15 protein-coding genes and 1 pseudogene are annotated in these 19,181 nt (G+C 64.9%); 8 read left to right on the forward strand and 8 right to left on the reverse strand.

The window, feature by feature from the left end:
• Positions 1-5 precede the first annotated feature (5 nt).
• Positions 6-1,382, reverse strand: a complete 1,377-nt coding sequence (locus HV796_RS06725) for a cation:proton antiporter (RefSeq protein WP_175225690.1) — start codon at positions 1,380-1,382, stop codon at positions 6-8.
• A 334-nt stretch (positions 1,383-1,716) separates the two neighbouring features.
• Between HV796_RS06725 and HV796_RS06730 the strand changes: the two genes are divergently transcribed.
• A complete protein-coding gene (locus HV796_RS06730) occupies positions 1,717-3,741 on the forward strand; it encodes a hybrid sensor histidine kinase/response regulator (protein ID WP_175225794.1) in 2,025 nt (674 codons plus the stop codon).
• A gap of 67 nt (positions 3,742-3,808) precedes the next feature.
• On the opposite strand, the gene HV796_RS06735 is transcribed toward HV796_RS06730, so the two are convergent.
• Positions 3,809-4,708, reverse strand: coding sequence for a heme-binding protein (locus HV796_RS06735; protein ID WP_175225691.1), 900 nt, complete (start codon positions 4,706-4,708; stop codon positions 3,809-3,811).
• Between the two features lie 359 nt (positions 4,709-5,067).
• On the opposite strand from HV796_RS06735, the gene HV796_RS06740 reads away from it, so the two are divergent.
• Positions 5,068-5,526 carry an MEKHLA domain-containing protein gene (locus HV796_RS06740; protein WP_175225692.1) on the forward strand — a complete coding sequence of 153 codons (459 nt, stop codon included), beginning with the start codon at positions 5,068-5,070 and terminating at the stop codon, positions 5,524-5,526.
• Between the two features lie 26 nt (positions 5,527-5,552).
• Here the strand turns inward: HV796_RS06740 and HV796_RS06745 are convergent, their stop codons facing one another.
• Positions 5,553-6,083, reverse strand: a complete 531-nt coding sequence (locus tag HV796_RS06745) for an Lrp/AsnC family transcriptional regulator (protein ID WP_175225693.1) — start codon at positions 6,081-6,083, stop codon at positions 5,553-5,555.
• A 149-nt stretch (positions 6,084-6,232) separates the two neighbouring features.
• Here HV796_RS06745 and mdeB point away from each other — a divergent pair, with 149 nt between their 5' ends.
• On the forward strand, positions 6,233-9,082 hold the full coding sequence (gene mdeB / locus HV796_RS06750) for an alpha-ketoglutarate dehydrogenase (RefSeq protein ID WP_246355722.1): 2,850 nt from the start codon (positions 6,233-6,235) through the stop codon (positions 9,080-9,082).
• A 161-nt stretch (positions 9,083-9,243) separates the two neighbouring features.
• Here mdeB and HV796_RS06755 read toward each other — a convergent pair whose 3' ends face one another.
• The 4 genes from HV796_RS06755 to HV796_RS06770 form a co-directional block, all read right to left on the reverse strand.
• Complete coding sequence (locus HV796_RS06755; RefSeq protein ID WP_175225694.1) at positions 9,244-9,963, reverse strand: J domain-containing protein; 720 nt, start codon at positions 9,961-9,963, stop codon at positions 9,244-9,246.
• 239 nt (positions 9,964-10,202) lie between these two features.
• Complete coding sequence (locus HV796_RS06760; protein WP_175225695.1) at positions 10,203-10,790, reverse strand: hypothetical protein; 588 nt, start codon at positions 10,788-10,790, stop codon at positions 10,203-10,205.
• A gap of 158 nt (positions 10,791-10,948) precedes the next feature.
• Positions 10,949-11,557 carry a hypothetical protein gene (locus HV796_RS06765; RefSeq protein WP_175225696.1) on the reverse strand — a complete coding sequence of 203 codons (609 nt, stop codon included), beginning with the start codon at positions 11,555-11,557 and terminating at the stop codon, positions 10,949-10,951.
• 106 nt (positions 11,558-11,663) lie between these two features.
• A complete protein-coding gene (locus HV796_RS06770; protein ID WP_246355723.1) occupies positions 11,664-13,415 on the reverse strand; it encodes a cholesterol oxidase substrate-binding domain-containing protein in 1,752 nt (583 codons plus the stop codon).
• 366 nt (positions 13,416-13,781) lie between these two features.
• Here HV796_RS06770 and HV796_RS06775 point away from each other — a divergent pair, with 366 nt between their 5' ends.
• A complete protein-coding gene (locus HV796_RS06775; protein ID WP_175225697.1) occupies positions 13,782-14,279 on the forward strand; it encodes a nuclear transport factor 2 family protein in 498 nt (165 codons plus the stop codon).
• A gap of 46 nt (positions 14,280-14,325) precedes the next feature.
• Here the strand turns inward: HV796_RS06775 and HV796_RS06780 are convergent, their stop codons facing one another.
• Positions 14,326-14,895, reverse strand: a complete 570-nt coding sequence (locus tag HV796_RS06780) for a cytochrome b (protein WP_175225698.1) — start codon at positions 14,893-14,895, stop codon at positions 14,326-14,328.
• A 461-nt stretch (positions 14,896-15,356) separates the two neighbouring features.
• Between HV796_RS06780 and budA the strand changes: the two genes are divergently transcribed.
• The 4 genes and pseudogenes from budA (at position 15,357) to HV796_RS06795 (ending at position 19,117) form a co-directional block, all read left to right on the forward strand.
• Positions 15,357-16,106, forward strand: a complete 750-nt coding sequence (budA, locus tag HV796_RS06785; RefSeq protein ID WP_175225699.1) for an acetolactate decarboxylase — start codon at positions 15,357-15,359, stop codon at positions 16,104-16,106.
• Between the two features lie 13 nt (positions 16,107-16,119).
• A pseudogene (alsS, locus tag HV796_RS06790) lies at positions 16,120-17,382 on the forward strand (acetolactate synthase AlsS); the annotation flags it as partial.
• Positions 17,313-17,795 (forward strand): thiamine pyrophosphate-dependent enzyme, encoded by a 483-nt coding sequence (locus tag HV796_RS44030; protein WP_246355724.1) that lies wholly within the window; start codon positions 17,313-17,315, stop codon positions 17,793-17,795. The pseudogene alsS and the gene HV796_RS44030, both read left to right, overlap by 70 nt.
• 302 nt (positions 17,796-18,097) lie before the next feature.
• The gene (locus HV796_RS06795; RefSeq protein WP_175225700.1) at positions 18,098-19,117 is read left to right on the forward strand and encodes an AraC family transcriptional regulator; all 1,020 of its coding nucleotides are present in this window, start codon (positions 18,098-18,100) and stop codon (positions 19,115-19,117) included.
• Positions 19,118-19,181: the final 64 nt, after the last annotated feature.

The raw sequence follows: 19,181 nt of genomic DNA on the forward strand, positions 1-19,181 counted from the left end.
ACCCGTCATTCGACAAGCGGCGCGTGCAGATAGCGGCGCAGCAGCAACGTCGCCGAGACCCCATGCAGCAACACCGAGCCGACGATCGCCGCCATCACGACCGCGAGCGCCGCATCCTGCGCGACGCGCTGCAGCCGTTCGATCGCAAACAGCAGGTAATAGAACGCGCCGACGCCGCGTATGCCGAGCCATCCGGCGAGGAGCCGCTGCGGCCAGGTCGCGTTTGAACCGGCCAGCGCCGCGAGCGTGCTGAGCGGGCGCACCACGAACAACAGCGCGAGCGTCGGCCAGATCGCGCGCCATTCGAGCAACTCGCGCCAATGCGCGGATACGACGCTGCCGATCAACAGCATCAGTACGAGTTCGACGCTTTGCTCGATCTCGACGGCAAACCCCATCATCGATTCGGCGACCATCGCATGCGCGAGTTCCGGCGTGCGCGCGGCCTTGTCGCGCTCGCCGTGCTCGACCTTATCGAGCACGGCGTTCGGCGCGGTGTGGCCGCCCGTCGCGCGCAGTTCCTGATGGCGCAGCGCGACGCCGGCGACGAATACGGCAACGAACGCATAACCGTGCAGCGACTGCGCGGCGCCGTAGCACGCGAACATCAGTCCGAGCGCAAGAAGCCCTTCGACCCCGAGCGCAACGTCGAAACGCAGCCGCAAGCGCGTGACGAGCGCGACCACCCCGGCGCCGAGTGACCAGCCGACCACCACTGCGCTGCCGATGCCCCAGACTAGCGAGCCCGCAAAGCCGGCGAGGCTGGCGAGATGCGCGCCGGTCGCGCCGTGCGTGCCGGCTATGTTGGCGACACCGGTCACGCCGTTCGTGCCGCCCACTTCGACCCCGCACAGCGCAAGCCCGAGCAGCATGAACGGCCACGCGGCGCCGTCGTTGCAGCCGCCCTCGCCGGACAGCGCGAAGCGCAGCGGCTCAGCGTCGCCGGCCGCGCGCGGGCGCAGTTCGTTGGCGAGCACCGGGTCGGTCGGCGCGAGCGCCGCCGCGACGATCAGCGCGAGTCCGGGCGCAAGGCCGAGCCCGTAGTGCGCGATCGCGGTCATCGCGGCGATCGTCAGCAGCATCGCGCCGACGCCCAGGCGCAACGGCAGCTGCCACAGCGGGTCGCGCAGCGGCACGCGCAAATGCATGCCGATCGCGAACAGCGAAATCACGAGCCCGGCTTCGGTGATCAGGCGCAGCACCTGCGCGCCGCTTGCGAGGTCCGGCATCAGCAGCCCGGTGCCCGCCGGCCCGAGCAGGAAGCCGACCACCAGATACACCATCGCGCCGGTCATCGGCAGATGCGCAATCAGTTTGCGCGCCAGCGCCATGGCGATCAGCAGGCCACCGATGATCAGATACCAGGTCGCTTCGACCGTCATAAGCGCGCGGAGCCTCGCGTGAAAAAGGGGAGATCGGCTGTCGGCAAACGATCGAGAGCGAGACCGATGCGCGACGGAGCAAAGCGTACGGATCACGAAGCAAGGGCCGTACCGCTGCATGTCGGCCGCGAGGCGCGACGGTGGGCTGGGCCTCGCGCACCCATCCGGTCGAGTGTGGCCAGCCAGGGAGAGAAGGGCGGCGGGGGCGGCCCGAGGCAAACAACAGACGAATGTGTCGTTTGCCTGAAACAGCGTTCGCATTAGTCGGATGCTGAACAGGCTGCGCATGGTATGTTCGGGCACCTGACGCATATCGCATGACACACGCTTGAACATGACAATCGCGCCCGAAACAGGGCCATATGTGGATCTGGCGGTACACATTCGCTTCAAGCGCTGGCGCATCACGCGCCGCTGGCTGCGCGCGGTCCGCTCCGATCCGTCGATCGAGCAGGCTGACCGGCTCACGAACCGGCAACTGATCGACCTGTTGCCGCAAATCTACGGGGAAATCTGCGCCGCGCTCACCGCGGTGCCGAATTCCGCCCTCAACGCGCGGATCGATTTCGACGCGCGCCAGTACGCGCGCAAGCGTTGGATGCACGGCTATCAGCTCGATGAGCTGTATCGCGAACTCGATCTGCTGCAGGTCAGCGTGCAGCAGGTGGTGCGCGAATACTTCGCCAATACGCTGTCGCCGCGCGCCGAACAGGCGGGCGCACATCAGATCATCGAGGGCTTTTTCAGCGCGACGATTCACGGTGCGATCCGCCAGTTGCTCGACGAGCAGAACCGGCGCATCAGTGCGTCGTTAAGCGAGCGCGACCGGGCGCTCGCGGCGCGCCAGGAAAGCGATGAACGTCTGCGCATCGCGGCCGGCGCGGCGGGGCTCGGCATCTTCGAATGGAACGCGGTCACGCGTTCGGGCGTCTGGGAAAACGCGCGGATGTACGAGATCACCGGGCAGCCGATCGACGCCGGGCCGCTGACCAACGAAGACTTCATGCGCGAGTTCATGCATCCGGACGATGGCGCCGCATACGTCGAGCGCTACATGGCGGATGAGGCCGCGCACCGGCCGTTCCATATGGTGTTTCGCGCGTTTCGCATCGGCGACCGTGCGCTGTGCGTGCTCGAAATGCACGGGCGTTTCCGCTACGACGCACATGGCGCGCTGCATTCGTTTGTCGGCACACTCGCCGACATCACCGAGCGCGCCAATGCGCAGGAGGCACTCAAGGAAGCGGATCGCCGCAAGGACGTGTTTCTCGCGACGCTCGCACATGAGTTGCGCAATCCGCTGGCGCCGATCCGCAATGCGGCGCACGTGCTCAAGGAGAGCAGCGCGAACCTGCCGTCGAAAGTGCGCTGGGTGCAGGCGGTGCTCGAACGGCAAAGCTACCACCTGTCGCATCTGATCGACGATCTGCTCGACGTGTCGCGCATCACGACCGGCCGCATCAACCTGAAGCGCGAAGTGCTCGACCTGCGCGACGCGATCGGGCGGGCGATGGAAATCAATGGACCGGCCGCCGAGCAGCGGCGGCACCGCGTTTTCCTCAATACGCTTGCCACGCCGATTCCGGTCGACGGCGACCGCACGCGGCTCACGCAGATTCTGTCGAACCTCGTTGACAACGCAATCAAGTACACCGACGACGGCGGCGAGATTCATATTCGCGCGGAAGTGGTGAACGGCCGCGCAAGGGTCGCGGTGAAGGACAGCGGCATCGGCGTGGCGGCCGCCGAGCTGCCCGCGCTGTTCGATCTGTTCATGCAGGCGACGCCGCCCGCCGGCCGCGCGCGCGACGGACTCGGCATCGGCCTGTTTGTCGCACGCAAGCTGGTCGACATGCACGGCGGCAGCATTTCGGTCGCGAGCGATGGAGTCGGTAAAGGCTGCGAGTTTTCGATCACGCTGCCGCTTGCGGTCGCGCCGGTGCAGACGCCATCGGATGCGTCGCTCGCGGACGAGCGGCGGGCCGGGAACGTGAAGCGCCTACGTATTCTGATTGTCGACGACAATCGCGACGCAGCCGAGTCGCTCGCGCTCGTCCTCGAGATGCACGACACACGCACCGCCGCGGATGGTCCGTCGGCGCTCGCGCTAGCCGAGCAGTTCGACCCCGACGTCGTGCTGCTCGATATCGCGCTGCCCGGTATGAGCGGCCATGAGATTGCGCGGCGTCTTGCAGCCCGCGCGCAGCGCGTGTGTCCTGTATTGATCGCGTTGACTGGTTTCAGCCAGCCCGAAGACTTCGCGCGTTCGCGCGAATCGGGCTTTGCGCATCACCTGGTCAAGCCGATGAGCCCCGATGTGCTGATTGAACTGATGCATACGATCGCTTGCACGCGGTAGGGGCAAGCGCAGGCGCACCGGCTTCGACGCGAGCGGCGCGCCAGCGACGCGTTGTGCGGCCGTTGCCTCATTGCCTGAAGAGCGTCGCGACTGAAATATGCGGCCAGTCGATACCCAGGAAGTTGAGCGTCACGGTCTGCGAATACTGCAGAACTTCGAATGAAGGCCCGTCATCCGGCTGCACGGTCTCGATCCAGAACGTTGCTTCGACGCTGGTGGCCGCTGCGTTGTTGCTGGTCGGGTTCTGCAGAAACGGAATGTTCAGCACGCCGCCCGCGTTCCTGCTCGACACGGTGATCACGGTGGTGCGTTTCAGATGGTCGCTGAAAGGCTTGATCGCATCGGAAAGCACGCCGTTCGGGTTCTTCACCGCGTCCTTGTTTGCGATGCGGGCCGGTAATACCGCGCTGGCAAGCGGTTCGAGGTATGCACTGCCCAGTGCCGCACCGGGAGGGTTGCGCTGCGGCGTCGAATCGAGCGTCGCGAAGGCGGGCTTGCCGTTCGGCGACAGGAACGCATTGCCCTGCGCGAGAATCGACGAGCCGTGCGGTATCGAACCTTGCCGGACCACCGATGCGTCTTCTTTCGGAATCTTGCTGGCCGGCACGTTGAGCCAGAAGCCGTTTTCGATGTGCAAAGGCTCGTGAGAATCCGCGTCGTTGATCCGCTGCAAATAGCGAAGACCGAAGATCGTGATGTCCGGTTGTCCATCGGCGGGGTTGCTTTGCAATTGCGAGCCCCGGTTCGGCACATGCGCGCCGATCGGCGTGAATTCGAGCGTCTCATGAGTCGCCGACAGCAGCGTGCGAAACGGCTTGTCGCCGGTACTGGGCGGTGTCGAATCGAAGTCGGGCAGCGAGATCAGATTGAAGCCGCTGCCGGACCAACGGCCGGCTAACGCGGCGAGCAGGCCGAGCTGCTCGACCTGTTCATGCAGTGAGGGACCGGGGCGGAAACGGGTGAGCATAAGCGTTCTCCACGAATGAGTATGGCGGCAGGCTGCGCGTGCGCGAGGCCGGAACCTGTCTGAGGTCCGCGCGTTGCATCGGCCAGCCTGACTTCTAAACATCCGTCGTTTGCGCTCTATTCCGCGTCCTTTGCCGCGCAGCGCCGACGCGGCGAACCATCGTGGTGCGCGCGCGGCGCTGCATCGGTCGCGACGCTACGCTAGTATTGAACCCGCGTGGCAACGCGGACCGTCGGTTATCCACCGCTTCGCCTGCCGCGAGTTCGCGCGATGCGCGATCGCTTCACGTGCTCGCGTTTTGCTGTCCGTGCGTTGCTGAGCGCGCTGCACTGCCTGCCAACCCGCCGCCCGACCATCCGATGAAGTCTCTCGCTCTCGATCCCGAATTCGCCGCACTGCTTGCCGGCAGCCATCTGCGCCTCGTCGGCACACCGCTTTTCGATCAGCCCATTCCCGCTACGGACGCTGCCCGCTGGCTCTATGAAGATGCGCCGTTCGTGCTGCTCGCGCACAACGGCGAAGCCGACCCGCGTTTCGTCTACGCGAACAGAACCGCGCAGCGCTGTTTCGAATACGACTGGGATGAGTTTGTTACGCTGCATTCGCGGCTCTCGGCCAAAGACCCGAACCGCGAAGAGCGTGCGCGTCTGCTCGACGACGTGCGTACCCAAGGCTATTCGACGGGCTATCGTGGGCTCCGCGTCGCGAGGTCCGGGCGGCGCTTCTTCATTGAGAAAGCCGTGGTGTGGAATCTGGTGGACCACGCGGGCGTGTACCACGGCCAGGCCGCCAGATTTGCGGACTGGACTGACGTCTGAGCGACGTCAGTCGCACGTGAGCGCGTCTACCATTCGGCTTCGTCGCTGCTGCCGTGCAGTGTGAGCCCGTTGGCCGGCAGCGGCAGCGCGGTCTTGTAGCGCACCTGCTTCAACGCAAAGCTCGAGCGGATGTTTGACACGCCTGGAATCTTTGTCAGATGGTCGAGGATAAAGCGTTCGAGCGCGTGGATGTCCGGCATCACGACCCGCAGCAGATAGTCCGCGTCGCCCGTCATCAGATAGCACTCCATCACCTCGGGGCGTGCGTTGATCGCATGCTCGAAGCGCCGCAGGCCGTCCTCGGCCTGTTTTTCCAGACTCACCTGAATAAACACGTTGATCTGCAAGCCCAGCACGTCGGGGTTCAGCAGCGTGACCTGCTGCTTGAACAGCCCGAGTTTGTCGAGTGCGCGAACGCGGTTGAAGCACGGCGTCGGCGACAGATTGACCGCGCGCGCCAGTTCCGAATTGGTGATGCGCGCATTCTGCTGGAGCTGATTCAGGATGCCGATATCGATCCGGTCGAGACGGCGGGAAGGGCGGGAAGGGGAGCTCATGGTGCAAACATTCCGGTTATCGCGCAAGTTCAGGAATAAATACACTACGCGAAATAGAATTTGCCAGCAAATGAGATGCACATTTTGCGAGGTCGTCACTACCATCTTCTTCATCCCCAATGAAGCGACGACACGACGTGGAGTGCGCGATGACTGATTTATCCAATGGCAGTATTCAACTGAGGCAGGTGCAAAACGACAAGATGGCGCTCGCGCTGAGCGGCGCGGATGCGGCACCGGGCGGGCGAGACGCGACCGGCACGGACATACCCGCGGACACACCCGCGATCCGTGCGGACAACGATCCGCAGGAAACGGTCGAATGGCTGGATGCGCTGGAGGGCGTGCTCACGCACGCCGGCAAGGACCGCGCGCAATTCCTGTTTGACCGTCTTGCCGAACATGCGCGTTTGCTCGGCATCCAGTCGGCGCGTACGCGCGTGACGCCCTACACGAACACGATCGCGCTCGAGCAGCAGGGCCGCTACCCGGGCAATCTCGAGCTCGAGGAAAAGCTCGCCGCCGCGTTGCGCTGGAACGCACTCGCGATGGTGGTGCGCGCCAACAAGGCGTATGGCGAGTTGGGCGGCCATATTGCGAGCTACGCGTCCGCAGCGGATCTTTTCGAAGTCGGCTTCAACCACTTTTTCCGGGCGGCGGCACCCGGCGCGGAAGCGGGCATCGGCGGCGACCTCGTGTACTTCCAGCCGCATTCCTCACCGGGCGTATACGCACGCGCGTTTCTCGAAGGCTTTCTCGACGAAGGACACTTGCGTCACTATCGCCGCGAAATTGCCGGTCCCGGACTGTGCTCGTATCCGCACCCGTGGCTGATGCCGGACTTCTGGCAGTTCCCAACCGGCTCGATGGGCATCGGTCCGATCAATTCGATTTACCAGGCGCGCTTCATGCGCTATCTGCAGAATCGCGGCCTCGCGCAGACCGAGGGGCGCACCGTCTGGGGCTTTTTCGGCGACGGCGAAATGGACGAGCCGGAGTCGATCGGCGCGCTGTCGCTGGCCGCGCGCGAGGGCCTCGACAATCTCGTGTTCGTGATCAACTGCAACCTGCAGCGGCTCGACGGACCCGTGCGCAGCAACGGCCGTATCGTCGACGAGCTTGAAGCGCAGTTCAACGGCGCGGGCTGGAACGTGATCAAGGTCCTGTGGGGCTCGGGCTGGGACGCGCTGTTTGCGCGCGACAAAACCGGCGCGTTGCTGCGCGCGTTCTCGCATACCGTGGACGGCCAGTTCCAGACCTTCTCCGCCAACGACGGCGCCTATAACCGCGCGCATTTCTTTGATCGGAATCCGGCGCTTGCGGCGCTGGTCGAGCAGATGAGCGATGACGACATCGCCAGCTTGCGGCGCGGCGGCCACGACGCGCGCAAGCTGTATGCAGCCTACGCGCAGGCGCGCCAGCATCGCGGTCAGCCGACCGTGATTCTGGCGAAAACGATGAAGGGCTTCGGCATGGGCACGGGAGGCCAGGGGCGGATGACCACGCATCAGCAGAAAAAGCTTGGCGTTGACGAACTGAAGGCGTTCCGCGACCGCTTCCGTTTGCCGCTTTCGGACGATGATGTCGAACAGCTGAAGTTCTACAAGCCCGCCGCCGATAGCCCTGAAATGCAGTACCTGCACGCGCGCCGCGCCGCGCTCGGCGGCTATCTGCCGCGCCGCCAGCGCAGCGCGACACGCGGGCTCGCGGTGCCGCCGCTGCCGCACTGGGCGCAGTTCGCACTCGACGCGAACGACCGCGAAATCTCGACGACGATGGCGTTGGTGCGGATGCTGACCGCCCTGCTGAAGGACCGCGAAATCGGGCAGCGCATCGTGCCGATCGTCGCCGACGAGGCGCGTACGTTCGGCATGGCGAACATGTTCCGCCAGGTCGGTATCTATTCGCCGCTCGGGCAGTTGTACGAGCCGGAAGACCTCGGCTCGATGCTGTACTACCGCGAGGACACGCGCGGGCAGATTCTCGAGGAAGGTATCTCGGAAGCGGGCGCGGTGTCGTCGTGGATTTCGGCGGCGACGTCGTACAGCGTGCACGATCTGCCGATGCTGCCGTTCTACATCTACTACTCGATGTTCGGTTTCCAGCGCGTCGGCGACCTGATCTGGGCGGCGGCCGATCAACGCGCGCGCGGTTTCCTGATCGGCGCGACGGCCGGCAAGACGACGCTTGGCGGCGAAGGCCTGCAGCATCAGGACGGCACCAGCCATCTCGCGGCGTCGACCATTCCGAACTGCCGCGCCTACGATCCGGCTTTCGCGTACGAAGTGGCCGCGATCGTCGATGCGGGGATGCGCGAGATGGTCGAGGAACAGCGCGACGTGTTCTATTACATGACGGTCACCAACGAGAACTACGCGCAGCCGTCGGTGATGGCCGGGGCTTTCGAGGCGCTGCGCGAGCCGATCCTGAAGGGAATCTACCGGTTGCCCGACGCTGCCCAGCCGCACAGCGCGCGCGTACAGCTGCTCGGCTCCGGCGCGATCCTGCGCGAAGCGATCGCCGCACAGCGGATGCTGGCCGACGACTGGCAAATCGAGGCCGCGGTGTGGAGCGTGACGAGCTTTACCGAATTGCAGCGCGACGGGATGGCCGCGGAGCGCGACGCGCGTCATGCCGGCGCATCGCCCGACTCCTCGGCAGACGTGCCGATACCGTACGTGACGCGCGCGCTTGGCGTGACACAGGGGCCGGTGATTGCCGCGACCGATTACGTACGCGCCGTGCCCGAACTGATTCGTGCGTACGTGCCGCGCCGCTATGTGACACTCGGCACGGACGGCTTCGGACGCAGCGACACGCGCAGCGCGTTGCGTGCGTTCTTCGAAGTGGATCGTGCGTCGATCGTGATCGCCGCGCTGAATGCCCTTGCTGATGATGGCGAAATTGATCGGGCCGTCGTACGCGATGCGATTGCGCGTTACCGGAGCGGCGATGCGAGCCGTGGCGATGCCACCCGGATGCCGCCATGGCAACGCTGAGCGGCCGTGCGCTCAAGCAGGCTCGTTGAGGTTTGACTGAGGGTTGACCGAGGGTTGACGACGTTTCGGGACGGTTGTCGACAAGCGGGACGGGCGGCCAGGCTGGCGCCCGTCCCGCGTTTCGTCATACGTTCAGGCTCGGGCACGCCCGGCGCGCGGTGTTACGAGCGTACGCCGAAGAAGCTGTGCCACAGCGTATCGAAGAAGCCGGCGGGTTTTTTGCCACGCGCCCCCGGTTTACCGCCGTTGCCGCGCGGCGTCACGGCCGCGGCCGCGGTCGTGCTGCGCGAGCGCGGCGCGGTTTTCCGGCGCACGCCGTTTGCATGCGCCGCGCCGGCGCGCGATTGATGCAGCGCCCAGACGCTGTCCGCGATGCGCGCCGCGAGGTGCGGCGGGCAATCGCGGCCGAGCAGCACGCCGAAAATCACGTCACGGCCATAGCCTTGCTCGACAAAGCGCATCGCGAACGTGACGCGCTCCGCGTATTGCGCGTCGGCTGCGGCGTCTTCGGCGCGCTGGCGCCGCGCCCGCTCCGATCTTTCGTGGTCGCGCTGCCGCTGCTGTTCCTGTTGCTGCTGGTGGTGCTGCTGCTGGTGGTGCTGCTGCTGGTGTTGCTGGTGCTGCCGTTCCTGATGGCGCTTATGCTGTGTCTGCCAGCGATGCATCTCACTCGCATAGACCGAGTCGTAGACCTTGCGCTTTTCCGGGTCGGACAGGATTTCGTACGCGTCCTTGATGTCGAGGAACGTTGTGCGCGCGGCTTCCTCGTTGCCGGCATTGCGGTCGGGGTGCCATTTCATTGCGGCTTTGCGATACGCACGCTTGATTTCGGCGGCGCTCGCGTCTTCCGCTACGCCTAGCTTCGTATAAAGGGTTGCCATGTCGGGTCGAGGCTCGAGACGGTTCAGGGCATCGTAGCATGGACGCCACGCTTGCCGCGTGGGCGAGCATACACGCCGCGACAGGAAAGGCAAATGGCCGTCGCGCGGGCAGCGGCCGTTGGGTGTCGGCGCATGGGTCGGCGCTTGCCGGACGGCCACGGGTCCGACCGCGCGCGTGCCGGGCCCGGATGTGCGGCACACGCGCGGTCGGATGCCTCGATATCCGTGCCGGGCGGCGATCAGACGGCTGGCTGCCGGGTGCCGCCGAGGAGGCCGCCGAACAGGCTCAGGAGCCCGGTCGGCATGATCGAAACGCTGGCGGCCGCGAACGAACCGCCTCCCGCCAGCGCGCCCGAGCGTGCCAGCTCGGCGCCGCTGGAGCGCCATGCCGCGCAGTCGTTTACGTGGTCGTAACTCCGGACGCTACTGTTCTCGTAGGAGCGGCCGTAACCCGACCCATGGTTTGCCCATCCGCCGTATTCACCGCGGCCGCCATAGCCGGCTCCCGATGCGTTTGAACTGACATGCGTCGTTTTTTGCGTGACGCTGCCGTCGCTGCCGACCCGCGTTTGCGTGGTGGTTTTTTCGAACGCGGCGCCACCGCGGTCATGGCGCGATGCCGAACCGCAGCGCGACGCCTGCGAGCTTTCGTGATGCGATGCGCACGCATGATGGCTGCCGCCTGCGCCTTGGGTCGCGCCCGCACCCGCGTTCGCGCCCGCACCCGCGTTCGCGCCCGCGCCGCCGAGGCCCCACGCATTCGCTTCGGCGCAAACGGCGCCGCCGATGTTGCCTTGCAGTAGACTCGCTATCGCTTGAATACACATAACTGTCGTTCCTCGTGGAGTGTTGATGCCAGATAACCCGTCTGGCCGGGATCGTTCGGCACGTGCGACCGCATGCGCCGGTCAATAAGGGTTTGTAGGGTGATTAGCCGTGCGCACAAGAACATGCGTCGGCGTCAGATCCATTGCCGGGTCGCCGGTCAGTCGCGAATGTCGACGCTGAACCTGCGTTCGCTGACCCCGTCGCTCACGTCGGCAAAGCGATGCAAGTCGATCGGACGGCTCGCCAGCGCAAGCTGTGTGGCGATACGCCGATCCGGGACGCTGTCATCGAAGCGATCGATACCGTACCCAGCCGGTGTGGAGACGCTGCGGGCGGACGTCCGCTGCACGCTCGACGTCGTGGCATGCATCGCCCCGTCGTTCGATGCGTCGAGGGTCTTCGACGGGGGCCAGGGGTGGCGACCCTTCAGACTCAGTCCGTTACCGTCGCCGGTTGGTTTGCCGTTATCAAGCCCTAGCCATTCATGCTCGAAATGAGTGTGGACTGCGCCCTTCTCGCCGAGCATATGGGCGAACCCTTCACCCATCTTCGACAGGATGTGACCGCCCATATCCGGTATGACATGAGCGATGGGCCCAACAATGGGCACATGGTTGAGAGCCTGCCCGAACGAGGAAAGAAAGGGGCCGTTCAGCGCGTCGTTGAACTTGTTGATGCCCTTGATCATCGGTCCATCGGACGAGTCGTCATCGCCGTAGTGGGTGCCGGAACTTGCGCGTTGACTATTCGAGAGTGCGGAAATCACGATCGTGTCCTTGTCATGGATTGCGCCAGATAGCCCGTCTGGCCGGGTAGGGCGGGCCGGCGACCGCGGCCTGCCAATTACGTTGCGCCGGGTTGTGCGGCGAGCGTCAGGGCAACAACCGGTCGAGCAGCGCAGACGAAAAGATGCGCTGCGGGTCGTACCGGTTCAATATCGTGCGCGCCGCATCCCACCTGCCGGCAGGCGGCTCACCGTCGCTCAGCAACGCCGGAATCGTCGAGCCGATCATCGCCGCGTCCTGCCACGCGGCGCCGTCGGTATACGCCCAGCCTTTCGACCACTCCGGCCGCACGGTCGCATACGAGCCCGCATAGTTCGACAGCATCCATTGCTCGATTTCACGGTAAAAGCGATTGGCGGCGGGCGTTCCCGGCATCGTCAGGATGTCGAAGTAAATTGCGATGTCCCAGTCCGGCCGGTCGGCGCGCGGCCTGAGCGGCGACAGCAACGGCACGGCGGCGCCGTTGCCTGCATCGGCCGGCTGGTCGAGGCCGGTCACGCGAATCTCGACCGGTCCGTTCATCGGGTACTCGCCGCGTGCGCGGTACACGTCGACGCGGTTCTGATAGAACTGCACGAACTCCGCGACGGCCCGCTGCACGTCGGCGCGCCGCGTGACCACCGCATAGCCATTGGCGGTCACGCGCAACGTCGACGGACGGATGTATTGCAGCAGATTGCGCGACCAGCCCCAGAGATCGGACGACAGCGTCAGTGCGAGCCCCGCGGTGACGATGGACATCTGCATCTGACCGAAGAGCGGCGTCAGGTTGCACTCGCCGCGCGTCACGATGCGCTTGACGAGCTCCGACAGCGGCTGCGGTATCGAATCAGAAAACGGGTAGTTGAATGGCTGCGTCACCGTGCGTGCAAAAATCGGCTTGACGGGTTGGACGGTCCACACCTTGAGCCACGGGCAGTTCGTGAACGGAAACCAGATCGCTTCCATGCGGCCCGACTGGTCGAGAAACGACGCGATCGTGCGCCCGCGCGACCCGCTCGACGCGAACAGTTCCGACGCGGGAATGTCGACGAAGCTCTGGCAGCGCAGCCGCTGGTTCGCACCGGCCGCGAGCGTCACCTCGACGATCAGAGCACGGCCGACATGCACCAGAAACGCGCCGATTTCCGGGTCGCTGCGCGTGAATGTGCGCAGTACGTATTGCTGCTTGCCCGCGTCGAACACCACGGCGGTCAGCGACAGGATCAGATTGCTGAGCGAACCGTATGTATGCCCCAGCAGCGGTGTTTCGCGCGCGGCGGGAATCGCGGTGCCGTGCGCGCCGATCGCAAGCGCGCCACCAAGCGTGATGTCGCCTGGCGCCGGACATGCGGTGACGCCGAGTCCGTAGGTCTCGAGCGTGGCGAGCAGCGTTTCGAGCGACACGCCGGTCTGCGCGGTCACGCGCGCGGGCCGCGCCGCCGCGTCGACCCACACCTTCGTTAGCGACCTCGTCATGTCGAGCAGCACGACCTGTGGCGCGGCGCCGCCCGGTTCGACCGTCAGTGGCGACCAGTTGTGCATATAGCCGCGCGGGCGCACGCGATAACCGGTCGCGCGTGCCCAGTTGACGATCGCGACGATATCCGCGGGCGTGGCGGGCGCCGCGGTCCAGACGTTCGCGATGGCGATCTCGCCGCTCCAGTTCTGGAACGCTTGCCGGTACAGTGCGATCCCCGACGGAAAGCCAGATGGCGTCGCGCCTGCACCTTGCGCGTGAGCGGCGATCTGGCCGATCGGCGTCCATCCGCTCACGACGCCCGCCGCGGCGAGCCGGGCCATGTCGGCGATAAAGGCGCGGCGCGGCGGCGCGGCATCGGTTGGGTGGTGTTGGGTCATTTTTCTTCGAATTCCGTTGGTTCGAATCAGTGAAGCGGTGCCAGCCGGCGCACCTTGGCGGTGCGCCGCGACGCGTTTCGCTCGATGTGCGTCGCGAATACATGCTAGGTATCGGTGCGCATTGATGGTGATGACTATGTATTGCGACGGCTTCGACGCATCGCCTGCGAGCACGGTGCCAAGCATGGGCGCGGCGTTCTGGAATAGCGTTCACGCTTCGCGTGTTTTGATAACGGAGGCACTTTGCGGTACGAGCGGGCGGTTAAGCTGCGCGGCTAGGCCCGCTCGCGCCTCCTCGGCGATCACGCAGCGCGGTGCACATGATGTGTACCGGCGTGGCGATGCGAAAGAGAGGAGGAGCAAACGATGATCGATCGGCAGGCATCCTGTGCCAACGGCGCGAGACGTGTCGACAGCGTCGATTCGATCCTGTCGCGCCGCGCGACAACGGAAACGGATGAGGATCGGCGCCAGTATGCCCTCGACCTCGTCGGCCTGGTCCTGCAGGAAGAGCATGCGCAGCGCCTCGACGAATGCTTGCGGCTTTACGCGTTCGACGCGGTCTGGGAAGCGCCGTTACGCAATGTCAGTTACAGCGGCGCGGTGGCGATCAGGGCGAACTATCTGCGGTTCTTTCACAACGTGCGCGACCTGCGCTTCAAATCGCTCGAGCAGTTCGCGACCGCCGAGCGCGTGTTCGTCGATTCGCTGGTGCGCTTCACGATCGCGGGCGACGCGCTGGACAATTGTCCGCTGCCGGTTGGCGCGCACGCGCGCGTGCGGCGTTTGAATACCTTCCACATCGGCGACGGACTGATCCGTCGCGCGACGGGCTATGAAATATGGGAACGGGACGACGCGTGATGCGCACGACGCGCATCACGATTAACGCATCGCCGCTATGCGTCGGTCACTGGTTCCGCGTGACGCGCAGCATGCGTACCAGCGTCGCATCCTTGAACACGGTGTGATGCACGATTGCAGCGAGCGCATGCAAGCCGATCAGCCAGAACGCCACATTGCCGATCAGAAAATGCGCGTCGTGCAGAAACTGATGCGCGAGCGGGTCCTTTGCGAAGAAGCGCAATTGCACGCTGGTGCCGGCCAGATGCACCGCGCTACCGCTGGTATTGATCATCGCAATGCCTAACAGCGGTTGAACCAGCACCAGCAGATACAGCGCAAGATGCGCGAGGCGCGCAAGAAACAGCTGGATGCGACTGTGCGGCAACTCGCGCGGCGTGCCATGCCACAACGTCCACAGCACGCGTAGCACCGACAGGCACAGCACGACGGTGCCGGCCCACACATGCACCGCGGTCCAGAATACGCGACTGTCGGACCCTTTGGGTCCGCGGATTTCGATCGCGAAGAGGCCCACTGCGATGGCGAGCGCGGTCGCCCAATGAAAGAAAATCGCGAGCCGCGACCATGAAGTGGCTGCGGAAGCGGAAGACGAACGGGTTTGGGATATATCCATAGGTATCTTATCGAAAGAGAACGAGGGTGCCGGCTCGCAGCAGCAACGCTGTGATGACGGTGATTGAAACGCAGCGGCGCCGGCTGTTATTCCCACGCGCTGTGCGGATAGCTGAACTGTTTTGTAATGGAATGTGTTGGCGTACTTCGCAATGGCATACACCCGCATCGCACGCGTCGCATGTTCTTCCCGCCAGGCCTTGGCGTACGGCACTGCGTGACGTACGCCAAGCCGTAACGTTCTGAAAACCCGGTGCCGTTCCGGTGCTTCGTGCCGCATTGAAATTTTCGTGCACGACGAAAAGCCCATCGTATTTCGCGAAGGCACACTTGCCCGCAATGCGGCCTGCAATCTTGCCGCATCTGTGGCTGCCCGCCCCGCATGAGATTCCGGTAAGCGTTGCGCTTCCTCTTCGTGCCAGCGGCGTGCGGCGTCCCTCTATTCGCAAGCATGAGGATGCAATGAGTCAAGCTATTGCGGACCGGGAGCCGCCGGCCGAACCTCCCGTTCATACGCTGTTCCAGGTATCGACGTCCGGCGCGCTCGTGTCCGGCCTGTTTGGCGGTGTAGTCAGCGCCGCAGTGATCTTGCAGCACGGCGACTTCGGTCTGGGCACGTTCGCGGGACTCGACGGCGAAATGATCATTCTCGAAGGACGCGTCTATCAGGCGAAAGGCGACGGCGAAGTGCTCGAAGCCGGTCCTGATGCGCAGGCGCCGTTCGCGGTTGTCACGCATTTCGATCCTGAGATCGACACCACGCTGGCCGCGGCGCCGACGCTCAAGCGGCTGTACGAGTTGTGCGATGCGCAGCGTGCGTCGAGCAATCTCTTTTTCGCGGTGCGGCTCGATGGCCGCTTCGATTCGGTGCGCACACGCGCGGTGTCGCCTGCGAAAAAGCACAGCCGGCTCGTCGATGCCGCGAAACAACAGCATGAGTTCATGTTCAACGATGTTGAAGGCACGCTGATCGGCATCTGGTCGCCGGGATTTTCGAGCGCGTTCAGCGTGCCCGGCTATCACTTCCATTTTCTGTCGGACGACCGGACCCAAGGTGGCCATCTGCTCGAATGCGCGAGCCGTGAACTGCGTTTGCGGGTCGAAAAGCTGACCGACTTCCATCTCGCGCTGCCATCGACGGAGCCGTTTCTGAAAGCGGACCTGAGCCGCAACGCGGCGGCCGAACTCGCCTACGCCGAACAATCTCACTGAGGAATCCGTCGTCATGTCAGATCAATCCAGACCGCAGCCGAAGACCGGCGCCGAAGTGGTCGTCAGAACGCTCGAGGAGCGCGGCGTGAAGCATGTGTTCGGCGTGCCAGGCGCGAAGATCGATGCGGTATTCAACGCGCTCGTCGATTCGTCGATCCAGACCGTCGTATGCCGTCACGAGCAGAACGCCGCGTTTATCGCCGGAGGAATCGGCCGGATGACCGGCAAGGCCGGGGTGGCGATCGCAACGTCGGGACCGGGCGTGTCGAACCTCGTCACCGGCCTTGCAACCGCCAGTTCGGAAGGCGACCCGGTGGTCGCGCTCGGCGGCGCGGTCGCTACGGCCGAGACGTTAAAGCAGATTCATCAGACGATGGATTCCGTGTCGATCTGCAAGCCCGTCACGAAGTTCAGCGCCGCGGTGGGCTCGCCGGAGAGCGTCGCCGAAGTGGTGTCGAACGCGTTTCGCGCAGCCGAATCGGGCCGGCCCGGTTCCGCATTCGTCAGTCTTCCGAAAGACATCATGGGAGCGCCGGCACAGGGGCGCCTGTTGACGCCGCCATCGTTTGCCGGTGCCGGCGTCGCCGATGGCGCCGCGATGCGCGAAGCGGCGCGCCTGATCAGCGCGGCGCGCACGCCGGTGGTGCTGCTTGGGCTGCTCGCCAGCCGGCCGGACCACGCGGAGGCGGTGCGTGCGTTTATCGCGCACAACAATCTTCCGGTGGTCGGCACGTTCCAGTCGATCGGCGCGGTCGGCGCGCATCTGATGGCGAACTTCGGCGGCCGGGTCGGCCAGCTCGCGAACCAGCCCGCCGACCGGCTGCTCGAAGCCGCCGACGTCGTGATCACGATCGGCTATGACCCGGTCGAGTACGATCCGTCGATCTGGAACAGCACATCGAAACGGCCGGTCATTCACATCGACGCGCTGCCCGCGGATCTCGACAACTGCTATTGTCCGGCGGTCGAACTGACGGGAGACATCGGACAGACGCTCGCGGCGCTGTCGCCGCGGGTGGACCGGCACGCGCGCCCGGCGATCGCGTCGAGCATGCTGGACGCGATCGACAAAGAACGCCGGCATCTGGCCGATGCGGCGGCGTCGAAAAGCGGTGCGCCGGTGCATCCGCTGCGGTTCGTCGCGGCATTGCAGCCGATGCTTGGCGACGACGTGACGTTGTGCCTCGACATCGGTTCGTTCCATTTGTGGCTTGCGCGGCATCTGTACAGCTTCCGTGCGCGCCAGGTGCTGATCTCGAACGGCCAGCAGACGCTCGGTGTCGCGCTGCCATGGGCGATCGCAGCGACGCTCGTGCGTCCGCACGAAAAAGTGTGTCGATTTCCGGCGATGGCGGCTTCCTGTTTTCGGCCATGGAACTCGAAACCGCCGTGCGGCTGAAGTCGAACCTCGTGCATATGATCTGGATCGACGGCTCGTACGACATGGTGCGCGTGCAGGAAATCATCAAGTACGGGCGCGGCTCCGGTGTCGATCTCGGGCCATACGATCCGGTTCTCTATGCGCAGGCATTCGGCGTGACCGGCCTGATGATCCGGACCGCGGACGACATCGTGCCCGTGCTCAAAAAAGCGTTTGATACGCCGGGGCCGGTGATTGTCGGCGTACACGTCGACTATAGTGATAACCATAAGCTCTTCGAGATGGTCGACGAAACCGGCATTCATTGAACGCGTCACGCACGCCGCGGTGATTGTTGCATGCGTTGAAGAACGACCAGGCGCGCGGTGCGGCGCTTGCGGCAGCCATACTGCGGCCGTTACGCTTTTGCGGACGGCCGCTTGCCGCGTTTGGCGCGGACCTTACACAGGTCTAACGGATAGACATGATTTGCGCATCGCGCTGTGTCGACTAGCATCGAAAGCCAGTGCTCGAGGTCATGCGACTGCGCTCGTGCAGGCTCACGCGGCGCAGTATCCGATGCCGCGTCCGCGGTTTCGCGTGGCTTCGATGCGTCGTCACGGAGGCCATCATGAACAACGAAGAACACCGCATCGGTATCGACACCGCCACGCAGATGCCCGCGTGCGTCGTCCAGCACGACGCGCGAGGCGAAGTCACCGCGCCGCCGCGCGAGCTGGTCGCGCTGGAGGATCGCTGGCGTGTGCCGCCGCCGCAGCATGCGGCGCCGGACGCGCGCGATGCCGACGCGCACGGCGCGCGCCGCGATTATGTGATCGCGTCGCGCTGGACGCAGCAGCACGTGGATGGCGTCGAACATCGATGCACGAGCGGAGCGGACCGGCATACGGTCGGCATCGTGCTGAAACCGACTACTGCGCGGTTTCGCTCGGGTTCGCTGCTGTTCGACGGACAGCTCGCGCCGGGTTCGATGCATGTGACAGGCCCTGGCGAGAGCGCCGAGGCGGTTTTTCGCGCCGCATGCGACGTGATTCATCTGTTCATTCCACAGACTCTGCTGGAGCGTCATTACGAAGAGGCGTTTGGGCGTCCGCACGCGGGCGAACTGGCGCTCGGCGTATCGCAGATCACGCGCGACACCTCGCTCGAACGCCTGAGCCGGGCACTCGCTGATATTCAATACGCCGATGCGACGTTCGCTTCGCTGTACGTCGACAGCATCTGCATTGCGATCGTCGCGCGTCTGCTCGAGCGGCACTTTACGCGACGCGCGCCGCCAGCGGCCGCGCGCGCGACACCGCTGCCGCAATGGCGGCTGCGCCGTGCGTTCGACTTTATCGATGCGCACCTCGCCGACCCGGTCCGCCTTAACGACATCGCGGCGAGCGTCGGTCTCACGCGCATGCACTTTGCCGCGCAGTTTCGCTGCTCGACCGGCTATACGCCGCACACGTATCTGCTGCGGCGGCGTGTCGAGCAGGCGCAGCGTCTACTGCAGCGGTCGGAGAAAACGCTGCTCGACGTCGCACTGGATTGCGGCTTTCGCAGCCAGGCGCACTTCACGACGGTATTCAGACGGCTCGTCGGTGATACGCCAAACCGGTGGCGCATCAAGGCGCGGCTCGACTGAACGCGCGCGTGTGCGGGCGCGGATTGACGCGCCGGGTGTGCGGCGAGGGCTGCGGGGGGCTCGA

This window comes from Paraburkholderia humisilvae (assembly GCF_902859855.1).
Classification (GTDB): Bacteria; Pseudomonadota; Gammaproteobacteria; order Burkholderiales; family Burkholderiaceae; genus Paraburkholderia; species Paraburkholderia humisilvae.

Coding starts and splice junctions, on each gene's coding strand:
- HV796_RS06755 (WP_175225694.1), bottom strand. CDS start 9,963: ATGGCAACCCTTTATACGAAGCTAGGCGTAGCGGAAGACGCGAGCGCC.
- mdeB (WP_246355722.1), top strand. CDS start 6,233: ATGACTGATTTATCCAATGGCAGTATTCAACTGAGGCAGGTGCAAAAC.
- HV796_RS06740 (WP_175225692.1), top strand. CDS start 5,068: ATGAAGTCTCTCGCTCTCGATCCCGAATTCGCCGCACTGCTTGCCGGC.
- HV796_RS06760 (WP_175225695.1), bottom strand. CDS start 10,790: ATGTGTATTCAAGCGATAGCGAGTCTACTGCAAGGCAACATCGGCGGC.
- HV796_RS06775 (WP_175225697.1), top strand. CDS start 13,782: ATGATCGATCGGCAGGCATCCTGTGCCAACGGCGCGAGACGTGTCGAC.
- HV796_RS06780 (WP_175225698.1), bottom strand. CDS start 14,895: ATGGATATATCCCAAACCCGTTCGTCTTCCGCTTCCGCAGCCACTTCA.
- HV796_RS06725 (WP_175225690.1), bottom strand. CDS start 1,382: ATGACGGTCGAAGCGACCTGGTATCTGATCATCGGTGGCCTGCTGATC.
- HV796_RS06770 (WP_246355723.1), bottom strand. CDS start 13,415: ATGACCCAACACCACCCAACCGATGCCGCGCCGCCGCGCCGCGCCTTT.
- HV796_RS06745 (WP_175225693.1), bottom strand. CDS start 6,083: ATGAGCTCCCCTTCCCGCCCTTCCCGCCGTCTCGACCGGATCGATATC.
- HV796_RS06735 (WP_175225691.1), bottom strand. CDS start 4,708: ATGCTCACCCGTTTCCGCCCCGGTCCCTCACTGCATGAACAGGTCGAG.
- HV796_RS06730 (WP_175225794.1), top strand. CDS start 1,717: ATGACAATCGCGCCCGAAACAGGGCCATATGTGGATCTGGCGGTACAC.
- budA (WP_175225699.1), top strand. CDS start 15,357: ATGAGTCAAGCTATTGCGGACCGGGAGCCGCCGGCCGAACCTCCCGTT.
- HV796_RS06795 (WP_175225700.1), top strand. CDS start 18,098: ATGAACAACGAAGAACACCGCATCGGTATCGACACCGCCACGCAGATG.